The sequence below is a fragment of the Candidatus Binatus sp. genome (assembly GCF_036567905.1).
GTDB lineage: Bacteria > Desulfobacterota > Binatia > Binatales > Binataceae > Binatus.
The window spans coordinates 1-16097 of record NZ_DATCTO010000092.1 but is presented as its reverse complement, the minus strand read 5'-3'; the positions used below and the strand labels follow the sequence as shown (position 1 = coordinate 16097).

Below are 16097 nucleotides of genomic sequence, written 5' to 3'. Positions count from 1 at the left end.
ATTGAGCCGCACCGATGCAGGCGCTCAAACAATCCCCACCGTCGGGCGAACTTTCATTTGCGCGCTCCGATAACTCTACGCTGGTCGTCCGGCTCGCCGGCGATTGGCATCTTCGTCATGGCCTGCCTGACACGGACCTTGTACTGAAACAACTCGACACCGCGCCCAAGCCCGTCAGGCTGACCTTTGACGCTGCCGGGCTTCGCGACTGGGACAGCGGCCTGCTCACGTTCCTGATGGGCGTCAGCGAGATCTGCCACAAGCGCAACTTACCCGCTGATTGGAGCCCGCTTCCCGAGGGCGTGCGGGGCTTGATCCAGCTGGCGGAAGCGGTGCCGGAAAAAACCGGCGCGCGCCACGAGGCCGCGCATGCCTCGTTCATCGAACAGGTTGGCCAGGAAGCGATTTCGTATGCGCGGGGGTTCGATGAATTTCTGCGCTTCTTTGGCGAAGTGACCATCGCGTTCGCCAAGCTGGCCGTCGGCAAGGCGCGTTTTCGAAGAGTTGACCTGATGATCGTGATCCAGGATTGCGGCGCCAGCGCCTTCGGCATCGTCACGCTGGTCACCTTCCTGGTCGGGGTGATTCTCGCCTTCGAGGGCGCGGTACAGTTGCAACAATTCGGCGCGTCAATCTTCGTCGCCGACCTGGTTGCAATCGCGATGACCCGCGACATGGGCGCGATGATGGCGGCGATCATCATGGCGGGCCGCACCGGAGCCGCGTTTGCCGCGCAGCTTGGCTCGATGAAAGTGACCCAGGAAATCGACGCGCTGACCACGATGGGAATCTCGCCGCTCGAATTCCTGGTGTTGCCGCGCGTGATGGCCCTGTTCCTGATGATCCCGCTGCTGTGCGTGTACGCCGATTGCATGGGAGTGGCGGGCGGAGCGTTGGTCAGCGCGACGATGCTCCATATCTCTCTGCGCACCTATCTCACAGAGTCGAAAAATGCGGTTACGCTCACCATGATCCTCGGCGGCGTATTCAAGGCCGCTGTTTACGGCATAATCATCGCGGTCGCCGGATGCCTGCGCGGGTTCCAGTGCGGCGACAGTTCGTCGGCGGTCGGTGACGCGGCGACCGCGGCAGTGGTTACGGGAATCGTCTATGTAATCGTCGCCTGCGGAATCTTCGCCTTTATCTTCAACATCATCGGAATTTAGGTGTTTAACCGGCAGTGAAAATCAAGCTGGACAACCCGGCGCGCTGATATGGCCACCACGCCCTCACCAATCAAGTCTTCGGACGGCAAACGCGTCTCGGTGGCGAAGTTTCCCAAGGACGGACCTCCGCCGATCACGGTCAAAAATCTCACGATGGCCTACGGAACCTTCGTCCTGATGAGAGATATAAACTTCACCGTGAATCACGGCGACATCTTCATAATAATGGGTGGCAGCGGCAGCGGGAAAAGCACCCTGCTTCGCCACATGCTCGGGCTGATCGAGCCCGCCAACGGCGAGGTTTGGTACGGCGATTTCAACTTCACCAGGGGCGAACTGCTCGAGCGCGAGGAGATGCTGCGGCACTTCGGCGTTCTGTATCAGGGCGGCGCGCTATGGAGCTCGATGACGCTGGCGGAGAACGTGGGACTGCCGCTCGGCGAATTTACCGATCTGTCGGAGACGGAAATCCGGGAGGTTGCCGCGCTGAAGCTGGCGCTGGTCGGGCTCAAGGGCTTCGAGGGCTACTATCCCAGCCAGATCAGCGGCGGGATGCAAAAGCGGGCGGGACTTGCGCGTGCGATCGCGCTGGATCCGGAAATACTTTTCTTTGACGAGCCGTCGGCCGGCCTCGATCCGATAAGTTCGCGCCTGCTCGACGACTTGATCCTGGAACTGCGCGACAACCTCGGCGCAACCATCGTCGTCGTGACTCACGAGCTGGCCAGCATTTTTGCAATCGGCAACAACAGCGTCTTCCTCGACGCGGAGAGCAGGACCATGATCGCGCACGGCGACCCCAAGGACCTGCTGGCCCATTGCACCGATCACCGGGTGCAGACTTTCCTCACCCGCGGAGCAGAAGACGGGGAAAAATCAGCGAGGAATCATGGGTAAGCGAATCAATCCGACGATGGTGGGTGCGTTCGTTTTGGGCGCGCTGGGCCTGATCATGGTGGCGGTGGTCCTCCTGGAGGGAGGCCTGTTCCGCAAGACCCACGAATTTGTCATCTACTTCGGCGGCGGGGTCAACGGCCTGAGGGTCGGCGCGCCGGTCAAGTTCAAGGGCGTCGAGATAGGCGAGGTCAAACGGATTCGATTGCGCCTCGAGCAGGAGGTCAACCGCCAGAATAACAAGTTGACCGCCGAGGTGCGCATCCCGGTGATCATCGAGCTCGACGAGGAAAAGATTGTTTCCCACGGCGGCGCCTCCATCGATTTGAGCGACCCGCATACGATTCCCAACCTGATCCGCGAAGGGCTGCGCGCGCAACTCGGCTCGGACAGCTTCGTCACCGGCCTGATGTACGTGGCGTTGGACATCGAACCGAATACGCCGATTCAAATGGCCGCGCCGCTGGGCTCTCCGCTCCAGGAAATCCCCGCAATTCCAACCACCCTCGAACAGGCCCAGGCGGTGGCAATCCGAATTTTCGAAAAACTCGACAAGGTGGACTTCGACGCCGTGTTCACGCAGATGACCGGGATGCTGGATTCGATCAGGCAAATCACCACCTCGCCCGCGCTGAAAGAAGTCGTGGCGAATTCCGAGAAAACCCGCCAGCAACTCGATCACACCCTGGCCGGCGCGCAGCAGACTCTCAACTCGATGAACAGCCAGGTGCATCCTCTGTCGCAATCTTTTCAGAAGACCTCGCTTTCCGCCGACGCCGCGGCCAAGCAGGCCCGGCTGACGCTCGGCGCCGTGCAAACGGCGATCGAGCCGAACTCTCCCGTGAACTACCAGGTGCTGCAGACCCTGCAGGACGTCTCCGCCGCCGCCCGCTCGATCAAGGAGCTGGCCGACTACCTGCAACGTAACCCGAGCGCAATCATTCGCGGGCGCGACCTCAGCCAGGATTAACCATGACCTCGACCAGACAGCTGCTCAAGACTTGTGCGCTCGGCGCGATCGCGATGGCGCTGGCGGGATGCTCCGTTTTCGCCAAAACGATTCTCGCCCCGCAGCCGGACATCACCAAGTTCTATCTCCTCACACCCACAGCCGGCGCCGCGCCGACGCAGAGCGTGGGCGGCGATTTCGCGATTGGACTTGGGCCGATCAAACTCCCTCCATACCTCGATCGCCCGGAAGTAGTGACGCGGGCTGCCCCCAATCGTCTCGAGCTCTCAAAGAGCGAGCGATGGGGCGAGTCGCTGCAAAACGGTTTCACCAGCGTGATGGCGCGCGACCTCGCCGCACAAGCCGGCACCAGGCGCGTGATTATCTTCCCGTGGTACAACACCATCCAGATCGATTTGCAGGTCCAGATTGACGTCTATCGCTTCGAGACCGATGGCAATGGCAACGCGCAATTGTCGGCGAAATGGACGATTCTCGACTCCGCCGGCAAGAACATCCTTTACACGGCGGAGTCGAATCTCACGCAGCCCTCCAAGCCCGGCGATGCTACCGATGCGGCGGCGGCGCTTAGTCGCGCGGTGGGCGATCTCAGCGGCCAGATCGCGAACATGATCCACCAACTGCGCTCGCAACAGGGCGCTCATCCGGCCTGAGGCTACAGTTCGAAGTCAGCCTCTTCGAGAATGCGGGCGGCGCGGTAGAGGAAGCGATTGCCCAGCACCCCATCGATGACGCGATGGTCGTACGACAGCGCCAGGTACATCATGGTGCGGATTGCGATCGCGTCGGCGCCGTCAACCTCGACCACCACCGGCCGCTTCTTCACTTCGCCCATCCGCAAGATGCCGACCTGCGGCTGATTGATGATCGCAAATCCGTACAGATTCCCCTCTCTCCCCGGATTGGAGAGGGTAAAGCTGCCGCCCGCGAGATCCTCCGCGGTGATTTTCTTCTCGGCGACTTTGCGCCGCAGACTTTCGATCGCGCGCGCAATCCCGACCACCGACATCCCTTCGGCGGCCCTGATCACCGGAACCAGCAGCCCTTCGTCGGTATCCATCGCGATGCCGAGATTGATTTCGCGCCGGCGCACCACGGAGTCGCCCACCACCGAGGCATTCATCCGCGGAAATTCCTTGAGCGCGCGAACGGTCGCCGCCGCCGCCAGCGGCAAAAGCGTGAGACTGAAACCCTCGCGGCGCGCGAACTCATCCTTATGCTTCTCGCGGATGCGCATCGCGTTGGTGATGTCAACTTCCGCAACCGTGCCCACGTGCGGCGAATGCGTCTTGGAGAACACCATGTGCTCGGCGATGAGCTTGCGCCGGCGGGTGAACGGCTCGACGATGTCGCCTTCGATCGGTTGATAGACGGGAGGCCGAAAAACCGCACCCAACTGAGCCGCCGGCGCTTGCGTCGCCGCGCCAGCCGACGCAGGACGCGGGCCGCTCTGCGCAACTCCGTTAGTCGGCGGCGGCGCGGCCGCGGCGCCAGGCGCCGCGCCTCTTCGCAGCGAATCGAGGTAACCTTGCAGGTCGCGCTTGCTGACTCGCCCGCCAATTCCCGTTCCCGGGACGCGACTCAGATCGATGCCCTCTTCCGCCGCCATTTTCAGCACGACCGGAGAAAAGCGCCGCGGACCTCCCGCCTCGGATACGGCCGCATGAACGCCAACCGCGGCCGATTGCATGGGCTGAGGCGGCGGCGCCGGCTTCACCGCCGGACTTTCCCGTGTGGGCTCCGTCCGAGCAGGCAGCGGCTCCGCCTTCGGCGCTGCTTTCGGCGCGATCGCCTTCAGCTTTGCCGTGGTCTCTGCGCCGGCCGGCTCGATCACGGCAAGCGTCGCGCCGACCGGGATTGTCTGCCCTTCCGCGGCGACAATCTTCGCGATTCGTCCCGCGCTCGGCGACGGAATTTCCGTGTCCACCTTGTCGGTCGAAATTTCAACGAGCGGTTGATCTTCGCTGACGATGTCGCCTTCCTTGACCAGCCACTTTGCGATCGTGCCTTCGACCACACTCTCGCCCATCTGCGGCATCGTTACGTCGATCGCCATTTCAATACGCCGCCAGGCTGCGGATCGCATCCACGATTTTGTTGGTGCTGGGCAGTATGAATTCCTCGAGCGGCGGGCTGAATGCGACCGGCGCATCGGCGGCCGCGACCCGGCGCACCGGACCGTCGAGATATTCGAATGCGTTCTCCATGATGATCGCCGAGACCTCACCGCCGATCCCGCCGGTCAGCCGATCCTCATGCACCACGAGCACCTTGCCGGTCTTGCGCGCGGTTAAGAGTATTGCCTCGCGATCCAGCGGCAGCAGCGTTCGCAAATCGAGCACCTCGACCGCAAGCCCGTCTTCCTTCTCGACGATTCGCGCCGCGTCAAGCGATTGGCCGAGCGTGCCGCCGTAGGTGATTATCGAAAGGTCGCCGCCTTGCTTGCGAATTTCCGCAACTCCGATCGGCACCGTGAAGTCGCCTTCGGGAAGGTCTTCCTTGACGCTGCGATAGAGCCGCTTGTGCTCCAGGTACACCACCGGGTTGCCGTCGCGAATCGCGCTCTTCAAAATTCCTTTCGCGTCGTATGCGGTTGCGGGTGCGACCACCTTGAGTCCCGGCACGCGCGTGAACCACGCCTCGGGATTTTGTGAATGGAACAGCGCGCCGTGAACCCCCGCGCCCGATGGCGCGCGGATCACCAGCGGACAAGCCGCCTTGCCGCCGTGACGGTAGCGCAGCGTCGCCGCATTGTTGACGATCTGATCGAAGGCGCACGCGATAAAATCCGCGAACTGCATTTCGACCACCGGACGCATCCCCAGCACCGCCGCGCCGATTCCCGCGCCCACGATCAACGCCTCCGAGATCGGCGTGTCGATCACGCGCTCCTCGCCAAACGCCTCGAGCAGCCCTTCGGTGGCTTTGAACGCGCCGCCCAGCTCCGCCACGTCCTCGCCCATGACGAAAACATTTTCGTCGCGGCGCATCTCCTCGTGCAGCGCCGCGTTAATCGCCTTGATGTAAGTGACTTCCATTGGCCTAGCGCGCGCCGTTGGCCGATGAGTTCGGCGCCTTGGGAGAAATTGGAGCGCCCGGCGGCGCGTAAATATCTTCAAGTGCTTCTTGAGGTTCCGGCAGCCGGCTGCCTTCGGCGAATTCCACCGCCGCCTGCACCGCCTGCTTCGCCCGCTCGTCGATCTGCTCGCGGATGCGCTTGATGTCGTGGCCCTTCTTCTCCAGGTAAAACTCGAAGCTCGGGATCGGATCGCGGCTCTGCCATTCGATCAGCTCTTCCGCGTCCCGGTACAGCGCCGCGTCGTGCTCGCTATGCCCGCGGTAGCGATAAGTCTTGCATTCGATCAGCACCGGACCCTCGCCGGCGCGGGTGCGTGCGATCGCGCGCTCGCTCAGCTCCAGCACCGCCAGCAGGTCGTTGCCCGAGCACACATGACCCTTGAAGCCATAGGCCACCGCGCGATCCGCAACATTTTCGATCGCCATCTGTTTTTCCAGCGGGGTCGAGTACGCGTAGCGGTTGTTCTCGCACACGAACACGACCGGCAGCTTGTGCACGCCGGCAAAGTTCATCCCTTCATGCACGTCCCCGCGCGACGACGCGCCTTCACCGAAGAAGGCCACCGCAACGTTGGGATCCTTTTTCATTTTGAATTTGAGCGCCGCACCGACCGCCACCGGGATCGACGAACCCAGCATCGAGGTCGATCCGAAAACCGCGTGTTCCAGGTCGCCGCCGTGCAGAAACGAATCCTTGCCGCGCGACAGCCCCGTCTCCTTGCCCATCAACTGCGCCATCAGGCGGCCCGGATCGACCCCGCGCATGATGAAAACTCCCATGTCGCGATGCAGCGGCGCCACGAAGTCGCCGTCGTGCAACGGCGCGCAAATGCCCGTGACGATCGCCTCCTGCCCGGCGCCGGAGTAAACCCCGCCCAGGATTTTGTTCTGGCGATGCAATCGCGAAACACGCTCCTCGAACGCGCGAATCAACTTCATCCAGTAATAGAGCTGGAGCTCATACTCGACGCGTGGCGCGGGCTCGACGCCGCCGCGCGCAACATTGGTTTCGTCCATCTGGCTGTACCCCGGCTTCGCCTATCACACTCAGACTAACCCGCGCGCGCCGGCGGGGCAAAACGCTCTTGTCTCCATCGCGACAACGGAGCGCGTCTTAATACTGCGCTGCCGTCGCAACGGCCACTGGCCGCCCGTGCCCACGGGCGCGCGCGTAAATCGTCTGAATCGGGTATGCTGAAAGAGTGAAGACGAACCCGTTTCCGTGGTTTCCGTGGTGGCCCAAGGTCGAAGAGAGCCACTACGTGCCGATCATTATAATCGCCCTCGTCCTCACTGCGGTCCTGATTTATTTTTCCGGAATCTAGAACCATTGCATTTTGGGCTTGCGAGGCGGAAAGAAAATACGTGAAGCCACGCCATGCCGCCGCGCTCGCGCTTGTGGGCTGGTATCTGATGGTAGCACCACACACTACTGGGTCGTCACCTTGTCCGCCGCTATCGGGCTGGAAAATCCGAAAGTCGCTTAGCACAGATCACGCCTGCCAACGCGCTCTAACTGACCTGCGGCGTCCGTGGGTAGAGTCATTTCGGAACGGGCATGGCGCTTGGGACAATTGCGGCAGCGCCGACGATCAAGGTAGATGTGTCGCGACCGACGATCCGCGACTCAAGAATTAGGACACTCGCCGTCTGCACTTAGGACAGATCCTCGCGCCCGCATTCAGTTTTGTTTTGCAACTAGGTTGCCTCGCCGTATCTGATCGCTTATAAACGCGATTGATGCCGTCGATGCATTCATCGCTCGCTTCCGCACCTCGCGAGCCCGCGCCGATCCGCGAGATCCTCGATCGAGCGCTGGCGGGCGCGCGCCTCAGCGATGCCGACGCGATCGCACTTATCGAATGCCCCGACAGCGACCTCGACGCCCTGCTCTCCGCGGCGGCTGAACTTCGCGATCGCGGCAAGGGCCGCGACGTTACTTACTCGCGCAAAGTCTTCCTGCCCATCACCAATCTCTGCCGCGATCGTTGCACCTACTGCACCTTCCGCAAAGACCCCGGCGACCCCGGCGCGTGGACGATGATGCCCGGCGAGATTGCCGATTGGTCGCGGCGCGGCGCCGAGCTCGGATGCAAAGAGGCGCTGATGTGCCTGGGCGACAAGCCCGAGGTCGCCTTCAAGGAATATCGCGAGACGCTGGCGACGCTCGGCGTCCGCACCACGATCGAATACGTCGCCCGCGCCTGCGAAATCGCGCTGGCCGCGGGACTGCTGCCGCATACCAACGCCGGCCTGATGACGTCCGACGAAATGCGCGTGCTGCGTCCGCTCAACGCGAGCATGGGCCTGATGCTCGAAAACATCTCGCCGCGGCTGCGCGCGCGCGGCGCGGTGCATCAGGCGGCGCCCGACAAGGACCCCGCGCTGCGGATTAAGATGATAGACGAGGCGGGCGCACTGCGAATTCCGTTCACGACCGGAATCCTGCTCGGCATCGGCGAGACTCCGGCCGAACGCGCACTGAGTCTGACCGCGATTCGCGACACCCACGAGCGCCACGGTCATATCCAGGAAGTGATCATCCAGAATTTTCGCGCCAAGCCGGAAATTGCGATGGCCGACGCGCCGGAGCCTGACGCATACGACATGGCGCGCGCGATCGCGGCCGCACGCCTGGTGCTCGGGCCGGCGATGAACGTGCAGGCGCCGCCCAACTTGTCGCCGCGTCAGATCGAGTTGTTCCTGAGCGCCGGAATCAACGACTGGGGCGGCATTTCCCCGCTCAGCAAGGATTACGTGAACCCCGAGGCGCCGTGGCCGCACATCGAGCGGCTCGGCGAGCGATGCGCGCGGGCTGGATTCAGGCTTGCTGAAAGGCTCGCAATTTATCCCGAATATATTAATGATAAGTGGCTCGACCCGGCGGTCGCGACTAAAGTGCGCGCGATATGGGCTCGGCCTGTCGGAGGCCAACAATGAACCTGGAGTACTGGCGAGATTACGTTGACGAAATCGAAGCGACTCCCGTTGACGCTTTGCTGGGCAAGGCGTCCGCGCCGGTGCGCACCGCGCTTGAACGCGCTCTCCTGAAAAGAGAACTGACGCCCGAAGAAGGGCTGCTGCTTTACACCGCCGGCGGCGACGACTTGCGCGCGACCGTCCGATGCGCCGACATCGCCCGCGCCGAGGACGTCGGCGACGAAGTCACCTACATCGTCAATCGCAATATCAACTTCACCAATATCTGTTTCGTGGGATGCCAGTTCTGCGGCTTCAAGCGCCAGCGCTGGGAGGACGACGCCTACGATCATTCCGACGATACGATCGTGCGCAAAGTGGCCGACGCAGTCGCCCGCGGAGCCACCGAGATCTGCATGCAGGGCGGCATCAACCCCGACATGCCCCCGTTCAAGTATCGCGACCTGCTCGACGTGATGAAGGGTGCCTTCCCCGAGATTCACATCCACGCGTTCTCGCCGATGGAAATAATGTACGGCGCCAAGCGCGCGCGGATGGACTATCCCGAATACATCACGATGCTCAAGGACCACGGACTCGGATCGATTCCCGGCACCGCCGCGGAAATCCTCGACGACAGCGTGCGCGAGATCCTCAGTCACAAGAAGGTCGACGTAGCCGCGTGGGTCGAGATAATCACCACCGCTCACGCCGTCGGCGTGCCGACCACCTCAACCGTCATGTACGGCCACATCGAGACGCCCCGCCATGTGGTGAATCATCTCGACTTGATCCGCACGATCCAGAAGCAGACCCATGGCTTCACCGAGTTCGTGCCGCTCAGATTCATCCATCAGAACACGGTGCTCTACCGCAAGGGCCTGGTTTCGCCGCCCGATCGCGGTCAATTGGATTTCCAGATGTACGCGTTCTCGCGCCTGTTCCTGCGCGGGCAAATCGACAACATCCAGACTTCGTGGGTCAAGTGCGGCGTCGATCTCGCGGCGTACACGCTCAAGGCCGGATGCAATGATTTTTCGGGCACGCTGATGGAAGAAAGCATCACGGCCCTGGCCGGCGGCGACTCGGGCGAGTTCGTGCCGGTCGATTTGTTCGAGGAAAAAGCCCGCGAGATGGGCCGCGTCGCCGTCGAACGCACCACGCTCTACAAGAAGCTCTACGGAAGAAAGGCACCCAATGGAGCGCGGCCAATCGCGTCCTCTCCCGTCGCGGCGGATCACCACGCTTGCGGGGGGAGTGGGTGCGGCTAAGTTCATCCGGGGACTGGTTCGGCGTATCGATCCCGAAAGGCTGACCGTCGTCGTTAATACCGGCGACGACGACACCTTTTACGGGCTTCACGTCTCACCCGATATCGACACCATCAGCTACACGCTCGCCGGCGTAGCCAATCGCGCGCAAGGATGGGGCCTGGACGGAGAATCGTTCAACGCGCTCCACGCGCTCGCGCGTTTCTACGGCAAGCCGTGGTTCGCGCTGGGCGATCGCGACCTCGCCACTCATCTGTACCGCACCGAGCGGATGCGCCACGGCATATCGCTCAGCCGAATCACCGCCGAAATCGCGGACGCATTCGGAGTCAAGTCGCGAATCATCCCCATGAGCGACGACCGGGTGCGGACCTTCGTCAAATTGCGCGGACGGCGCGCCATCCCGTTTCAGGAATACTTCGTGCGCGGGCGCGCTCGCGGCGCCGTCGAAAAGATCGAGCTGCGTGGAATCGGGATCGCGCGCCCCAATCCCGCCGTCCTGCGCGCGATTGGCAAATCCGCCGCGGTCATCCTGGCGCCGTCGAATCCGTTCGTCTCGCTCGGCCCGATTCTGAATTTGACCGGCGTGCGCGCGGCGCTGCGCCGGGTGAAACCGCGCGTCGCGGCCATTAGCCCGATCGTCGCCGGCAAGCCGATCAAAGGTCCCGCCGGCAAAATGCTCCGCGGCCTCGGGATGGAAGTCTCGCCGCTTGGAGTTGCGCGGCTCTATCGCGACATAGCCGGACTGTTCGTGCTGGACAACGCCGACCGGCGCTACCTCGAATCGATCGAACGGCTTGGGATGCGCGCGCTGGCTACCGACACCATCATGGCCACTCCCGAGCGCGCCGCCGCTTTGGCCGAAGTGGTTCTGCGAGCGCTTGCGGTGTAGTAGGCTGGTCCCGCCGATGCGCACGATAAGTCTCACTGCAATCGAGGGAATCCCGATGGTGAAGGCGGGCGACGATCTTGCCGCGCTGATCGCCCGGGCGCTCGACGACACTGGCTTCGGACTCGAACCCGGCGATATTCTCGTCGTATGCCAGAAGGTGGTCTCCAAAGCCGAGGCTCGCGTCGTCGATTTGAAGGATTTCGAGCCCTCCGAATTCGCCCGCAGCTATGCCAAGCGCTGGGAAAAAGATCCGCGCGCGATCGAAGTCGTGCTGCGACAAACCAGCAGAATCGTCCGCAACGACCGCGGCGTCCTGATCGTCGAGACCGGACCCGGATGGGTCTGCGCCAATGCCGGCGTCGATGAATCCAACAGCCTCGAAGACGGCCGCGCCATCCTGCTGCCCGAGGATCCCGACGCCTCCGCGCGCTGTCTTCGCGACCAGCTTCGCCGCCGCCTGGGCGTTACCGTCGCCGTGCTGATCACCGACACCTTCGGCCGTCCGTGGCGCGACGGCCTTACCGAAGTATGCCTCGGAATCGCCGGCATGAATCCAATCCTCGACTTGCGCGGCACCGCCGACCTGGGCGGCCGCGAATTGCATCACACCGTCGTTGCAATCGCCGACGAGATCGCGTCCGCCGCCGGCCTCCTGATGGAAAAAGCTGGCGCCACTCCGGCGGTCGTCGTGCGCGGATACAAATATGATCCGTTCGAGGGCAGCGCGAAGGTATTGATTCGCCCCGCCGAAGCCGATTTATTCCGCTAACCGCATCCAGTGAAAAGTGGAAACGTGAAAAAGTGAAAATTGAAAAGTGAAAAGAGCCAAGGCAACTCAACTCGCTGACGCATCGACGCCTGAGGCTTTGAACCCCGCGCGCCTGGTCGAAGCCGACCTGGCCGCGGCCGAAGCGAAACTTTCCCGCCTGCTCGACTCCAACGAGTCGGCCATCGCGGAAGTTTGCCACTATCTCGTTGACGCCGGCGGCAAGCGGCTGCGGCCGGCGTTCATCCTGCTGGTGTACCGCGCATGCGGCGGCACTGACGCGAAAGTGGCCGACGCGATCGACGCTGCTATCGCGCTCGAACTGATCCACTCCGCGACCCTGCTCCACGACGACATCATCGATCGCGGCCTGCTGCGTCGCGGCAAGCCGTCGGCGTTCGCGCGCTACGGCTTTGGCCCGTCGCTGATCGCCGGCGACTATCTGTTCTGCCGCGCGTTCGAGGTATGCGGCCGCTTCGAAGAACGCCTCGTGCGCACCGCGGCGCAGGCCTGCATCCAGCTCACCGAAGGCGAAGTGATGGAGGGGCGCTTCCGTCACAACGCGGCCGCGTCCCTGGCGGACTATATCGGGGTGATCGATCGCAAGACCGCGTCGCTGTTCCACGCCGGCGGCAAGGTTGCGGCGGATCTCGCGGGCGCGGCGTCGCGCACGATCGATGCGATGGCGAAGCTGGGAACCGCGATGGGCCTGGCGTTCCAGATGGTCGATGACCTGCTCGACATTCTGGGGCCCGAAGAAAAAATCGGCAAGCCAGTCGGCTCCGATTTGCGCGCCGGCATTCTGTCGCTGCCGGTCGTGCTCGGCGTCGAGCGCAGCGCCGAGCTGCGCGCGCTGTTCCAGAACGGAACCAGCATGAAGGGCGCGGTGCTCGAGCGCGCGCTCGGCCTGCTGCGAGACCCGGAAATCATCGCCGCCGCGCGCCGTCTGGCCGCGGATCAAGTCGCAATCGCCCGCTCGATCGTCGGCGAGCTCGAACCGTCCCCCTACCGCGACGGCCTGGCAACGTTGATCGACGACCAAATCTCCCGCGAAGTCTGAACTCCCCACCCCCGCCGATTCGATCCGTTCCTCAACGGCCTCCCCCACGTCGTGACGGAGCAGTAATCTCCCGCTCATTTTTGGTTTGACATGGAGATTATCCCCAACGTGAAACCGGACGAAGTATCCATCTAATAGGCGGAGTGACACGCCGGTAGGGGAGGTCCCCCCAAAGCCTCTACAGAATGTAGGAATATGGTCTCAGCGAGGATTTATCGCATGGCCGCTAGCGCTGGTCTTAGCGTGCGTAACTACGTGCGGGATCGTTGCAGGTCTGAAAAACTTGCGGCTTTGTGGGGTCCCACAGGACGCATACGTCGGTGTAGAAAATATGCGTTCTGTCGATGCCGTAGTAGTAAACGCATCCAACGGCATAGAGCGTTTGGCCTCGGTTGTCCTCGCTCAATTCTTTCTCGTTAAGCGGAAGCCAATCTTTCTCAAGAGACTTTGTAGGGTCAGCTTCCAGCGCATCTATGTAGGCGCCCTTCGGCAAACTAGTAACATCCGGATCGCAATTAGGATCGCGGGGTGGCGATTTCCCGCTCATCATGATGTGCCCTATCGCTACAATGGTGAGGGCCAGCGACTTGCCGTAGTTGTGAAAGATCACGTGCACCTTGTTGGGGATGTGATCTGCCGTGAATCCCGTTGGAGCCGCGCCATTCGGATAGATGAGCGGACCATTGCTGAGCACTTGTTGCTCGACGCTCTTCGCCATTTCGACTTTCTGCTTGTACGCTTCCCACGCATAAAAGCTGAGAACCAAGAATCCCAAGACTTCGAGAAAGAATGTCGCGCGATAAGAACGGTGTCGGAAGTCCTTAGTGACTATTCGCGCCCAGCGCTTCACGCCGTCGTAGCATTGACGTATTTGTGCGTAGCGGTTCGTCTGACCGCTCTCGGACTCTCGATTCTGCAATTCCGACCGCCCCGCGATTGAAGCAACCGGTTGCGTAACGCGACCCTGCTCTTTGGTCTCGTTATGCTGATCGTCGGTCAAGTGTTTTTGTGGCTTCTCTTTGATCTGGTTGGTTGAGCCTTCGGAGCTAGGCATTCATCGGAGACAATCAACTTGTCAATCAGGGAATCAAAATCCACACGCGCTTTCAGCACTTCGGGCGCTTCAGCCTAGAGCCGTTTTATTATTTCGGCATCGCGTTCTCTGTCCATGCGTTTTCCCATCGATCCGCAGTATAATCCTTCGAGCGATTCATTTCACTCTCAAGGAGATACGCCGGATCATGAACAGCGTCCGAAGTTTCTTCAACGCGTATTTTGGATGGCGTCCGAGCCTTGCTCAGATTCTCTGGACGCCGGTTACCCTCATTGCGGTACGCATCATTTTGTGGACGTGGAAACAACCGCTGCCACGTGGCGAAGCAATGTACTGGTTAATTGGGATTCCACTACTTCTGCTCGTTGGCGCTGTTGCGTCATACGCTACGAAGAGCAGTCGCCCACAACTGATTGGCAGCATCGACCGCCTTGGGATTTTGAACGCTGCGCAACTCACCAAGGAAGCCAAACACGAACACAGCATGGCGGTTCTTTTGACCGTAAGCATACAAAACAAAGGAACAGCAAGCATCGCTGACAAATGGGCATTAGCAATTCGTATCAAAGACGCTGAGCAAACAATCAAAACAATCCCTGTCTACTTATCGCCTGTGATCCAGATGAATGTGCACGACGCCGTAACGGGGGGCATAACTCCGTTACTCGGCGCCGACGCCTTATACAATAAGACCGTCATTGCGCCCATCGCGACAGGGGCGATGGTGAGAGGAATTCTGCTTTACCTCGTAGATGATGTTACGGAGTCCATGCTGACTGTTCCGGGCACGAAATATATTCTTCAGTTCGTTGATATCAATGGCCGCAAACATGACATCGTGCATTCGTGGCCTGCCATACCAGATCGAAGAGCCGGATACATGGCAGGAATGTTGCAAGCTCCTGGTATGGGACTAGCCATGGTAACAATACCGCCGCCCGAACCTTCGTCTTCTTCCAAGCCATCAAGCTAAAAATGCGAACCGCAACTGCTCAGGCTTGCTGGCCTCTGGCTTTCGCTGAGGCCGCTGCCAGCGTGGCGAACTCAGCATCCTGTTATGGGGATGAACTATTCAGCCTGACCCCACCGGTTTTGGCCCACGGTGTTTCCGTACCAAGCCAAGGCGGAACGCGCCGCTTGCGGCGCCCTGGAAAGCCCTCGGACTCAAATCCGGGCTCCAACATTTCGATTGACGCACCGCTTGGTGTCGGAGCAACACTGACAAGGATTCAAAATGTAAATTCCGGGTGCCGCCGATATGATCAAACTCGTTTATGTAGTCCGAAAGCGCAAAGACGTCTCCGAAAAGGATTTCCACGAGTACTGGCTAAAGAAGCACGGACCGCTGGTCCGCAGCTTCGCGAAATCGATGCGCGCCAAGAAATACGTCCAGAGTCATACCGTGTTCGAAGACGCGGGCAAACAAATTCGCGGTACCCGCAAAATGACCGAAACCTACGACGGGATCACCGAAGTTTGGTGGGACACACTCGAGGATTTTAGTTCGGGCGGCGATCCCAAAGAACGCGCTGATGCGGCGCGCGCGCTGCTCGAAGATGAATCGAAGTTTGTCGATTTCGAGCGCTCGTCGATTTTCCTCACCGAAGAGCACGAGATCTTCGACTATACGAAATAGTCAAAACAGCAATGGAAACGGGCGCCGCTTCAGTCTCGATGAAATGAAACAAATCCCGGTGACTCCTGAAGCCGGGTTTCATGCCGGATTTTGCGGACGAACTGGCCTGCACCGCGGGCTTATCAATCGCGTAGTCGCGAAAAGATGCGCTGCGCAGATTTTCGCGTCTTCTCACTGCGGGTGCAGGGGCCGCAGCCCCTGGCCGTGGCGACGGCAGCGCAGTATTAAGCCATTGGCAGTGGCCGCGCGCGACAACGGAGCGCGGTCGTTGGCACGACGGGCCAGTATTAAGAAACCGCGTGCGCGCAGCTCTTCTATAGTGTAGTCGCGAAAAGATGCGCTGCGCAGATTTTCGCGTCTTCTCACTGCGGGTGCAGGGGCCGCAGCCCCT

The 16097-nt window shown here is 61.3% G+C and carries 16 protein-coding genes; 12 read left to right on the top strand and 4 right to left on the bottom strand.

The window, feature by feature from the left end; all coding sequences use genetic code 11:
* Positions 1 to 14 precede the first annotated feature (14 nt).
* From VIO10_RS14225 to VIO10_RS14210, 4 genes are all read left to right on the top strand, one after another.
* On the top strand, positions 15 to 1166 hold the full coding sequence (locus VIO10_RS14225) for an ABC transporter permease (protein ID WP_331965548.1): 1152 nt from the start codon (positions 15 to 17) through the stop codon (positions 1164 to 1166).
* Positions 1167 to 1319: 153 nt separating this feature from the next.
* Positions 1320 to 2063 carry an ABC transporter ATP-binding protein gene (locus tag VIO10_RS14220; RefSeq protein WP_349259252.1) on the top strand — a complete coding sequence of 248 codons (744 nt, stop codon included), beginning with the start codon at positions 1320 to 1322 and terminating at the stop codon, positions 2061 to 2063.
* Positions 2056 to 3030 (top strand): MlaD family protein, encoded by a 975-nt coding sequence (locus VIO10_RS14215; protein WP_331965542.1) that lies wholly within the window; start codon positions 2056 to 2058, stop codon positions 3028 to 3030. Before VIO10_RS14220 ends, VIO10_RS14215 begins: the two co-directional genes overlap by 8 nt.
* Before the next feature lie 2 nt (positions 3031 to 3032).
* Complete coding sequence (locus tag VIO10_RS14210) at positions 3033 to 3683, top strand: PqiC family protein (RefSeq protein WP_331965539.1); 651 nt, start codon at positions 3033 to 3035, stop codon at positions 3681 to 3683.
* Between the two features lie 2 nt (positions 3684 to 3685).
* Here the strand turns inward: VIO10_RS14210 and VIO10_RS14205 are convergent, their stop codons facing one another.
* Genes VIO10_RS14205 through VIO10_RS14195 form a run of 3 tightly spaced genes read right to left on the bottom strand, consistent with a single transcriptional unit; the run spans position 3686 to position 7125 of the window.
* Positions 3686 to 5086, bottom strand: a complete 1401-nt coding sequence (locus VIO10_RS14205; RefSeq protein WP_331965536.1) for a dihydrolipoamide acetyltransferase family protein — start codon at positions 5084 to 5086, stop codon at positions 3686 to 3688.
* 1 nt (position 5087) lies between these two features.
* On the bottom strand, positions 5088 to 6068 hold the full coding sequence (locus VIO10_RS14200) for an alpha-ketoacid dehydrogenase subunit beta (RefSeq protein ID WP_331965532.1): 981 nt from the start codon (positions 6066 to 6068) through the stop codon (positions 5088 to 5090).
* A 4-nt stretch (positions 6069 to 6072) separates the two neighbouring features.
* On the bottom strand, positions 6073 to 7125 hold the full coding sequence (locus VIO10_RS14195; RefSeq protein WP_331965529.1) for a thiamine pyrophosphate-dependent dehydrogenase E1 component subunit alpha: 1053 nt from the start codon (positions 7123 to 7125) through the stop codon (positions 6073 to 6075).
* Positions 7126 to 7310: 185 nt separating this feature from the next.
* On the opposite strand from VIO10_RS14195, the gene VIO10_RS14190 reads away from it, so the two are divergent.
* The 6 genes from VIO10_RS14190 to VIO10_RS14165 all read left to right on the top strand — a co-directional run bounded on the left by VIO10_RS14190 (position 7311) and on the right by VIO10_RS14165 (position 13016).
* Positions 7311 to 7433 carry a hypothetical protein gene (locus VIO10_RS14190; RefSeq protein WP_331965526.1) on the top strand — a complete coding sequence of 41 codons (123 nt, stop codon included), beginning with the start codon at positions 7311 to 7313 and terminating at the stop codon, positions 7431 to 7433.
* 424 nt (positions 7434 to 7857) lie between these two features.
* On the top strand, positions 7858 to 9048 hold the full coding sequence (cofG, locus tag VIO10_RS14185; protein ID WP_331965523.1) for a 7,8-didemethyl-8-hydroxy-5-deazariboflavin synthase CofG: 1191 nt from the start codon (positions 7858 to 7860) through the stop codon (positions 9046 to 9048).
* A complete protein-coding gene (gene cofH, locus VIO10_RS14180) occupies positions 9045 to 10298 on the top strand; it encodes a 5-amino-6-(D-ribitylamino)uracil--L-tyrosine 4-hydroxyphenyl transferase CofH (protein WP_331965520.1) in 1254 nt (417 codons plus the stop codon). Before cofG ends, cofH begins: the two co-directional genes overlap by 4 nt.
* Positions 10225 to 11190 (top strand): 2-phospho-L-lactate transferase, encoded by a 966-nt coding sequence (gene cofD / locus VIO10_RS14175; RefSeq protein WP_331965517.1) that lies wholly within the window; start codon positions 10225 to 10227, stop codon positions 11188 to 11190. Before cofH ends, cofD begins: the two co-directional genes overlap by 74 nt.
* Before the next feature lie 16 nt (positions 11191 to 11206).
* Positions 11207 to 11959 (top strand): coenzyme F420-0:L-glutamate ligase, encoded by a 753-nt coding sequence (gene cofE / locus VIO10_RS14170; RefSeq protein ID WP_331965514.1) that lies wholly within the window; start codon positions 11207 to 11209, stop codon positions 11957 to 11959.
* A gap of 46 nt (positions 11960 to 12005) precedes the next feature.
* A complete protein-coding gene (locus VIO10_RS14165; protein WP_331965511.1) occupies positions 12006 to 13016 on the top strand; it encodes a polyprenyl synthetase family protein in 1011 nt (336 codons plus the stop codon).
* A 238-nt stretch (positions 13017 to 13254) separates the two neighbouring features.
* Here VIO10_RS14165 and VIO10_RS14160 read toward each other — a convergent pair whose 3' ends face one another.
* Positions 13255 to 14070, bottom strand: coding sequence for a hypothetical protein (locus VIO10_RS14160; RefSeq protein ID WP_331965508.1), 816 nt, complete (start codon positions 14068 to 14070; stop codon positions 13255 to 13257).
* 187 nt (positions 14071 to 14257) lie between these two features.
* Between VIO10_RS14160 and VIO10_RS14155 the strand changes: the two genes are divergently transcribed.
* Positions 14258 to 15043, top strand: coding sequence for a hypothetical protein (locus VIO10_RS14155; RefSeq protein ID WP_331965505.1), 786 nt, complete (start codon positions 14258 to 14260; stop codon positions 15041 to 15043).
* 285 nt (positions 15044 to 15328) lie between these two features.
* Complete coding sequence (locus VIO10_RS14150; RefSeq protein ID WP_331965502.1) at positions 15329 to 15706, top strand: EthD domain-containing protein; 378 nt, start codon at positions 15329 to 15331, stop codon at positions 15704 to 15706.
* The last annotated feature ends 391 nt before the right edge of the window (positions 15707 to 16097 follow it).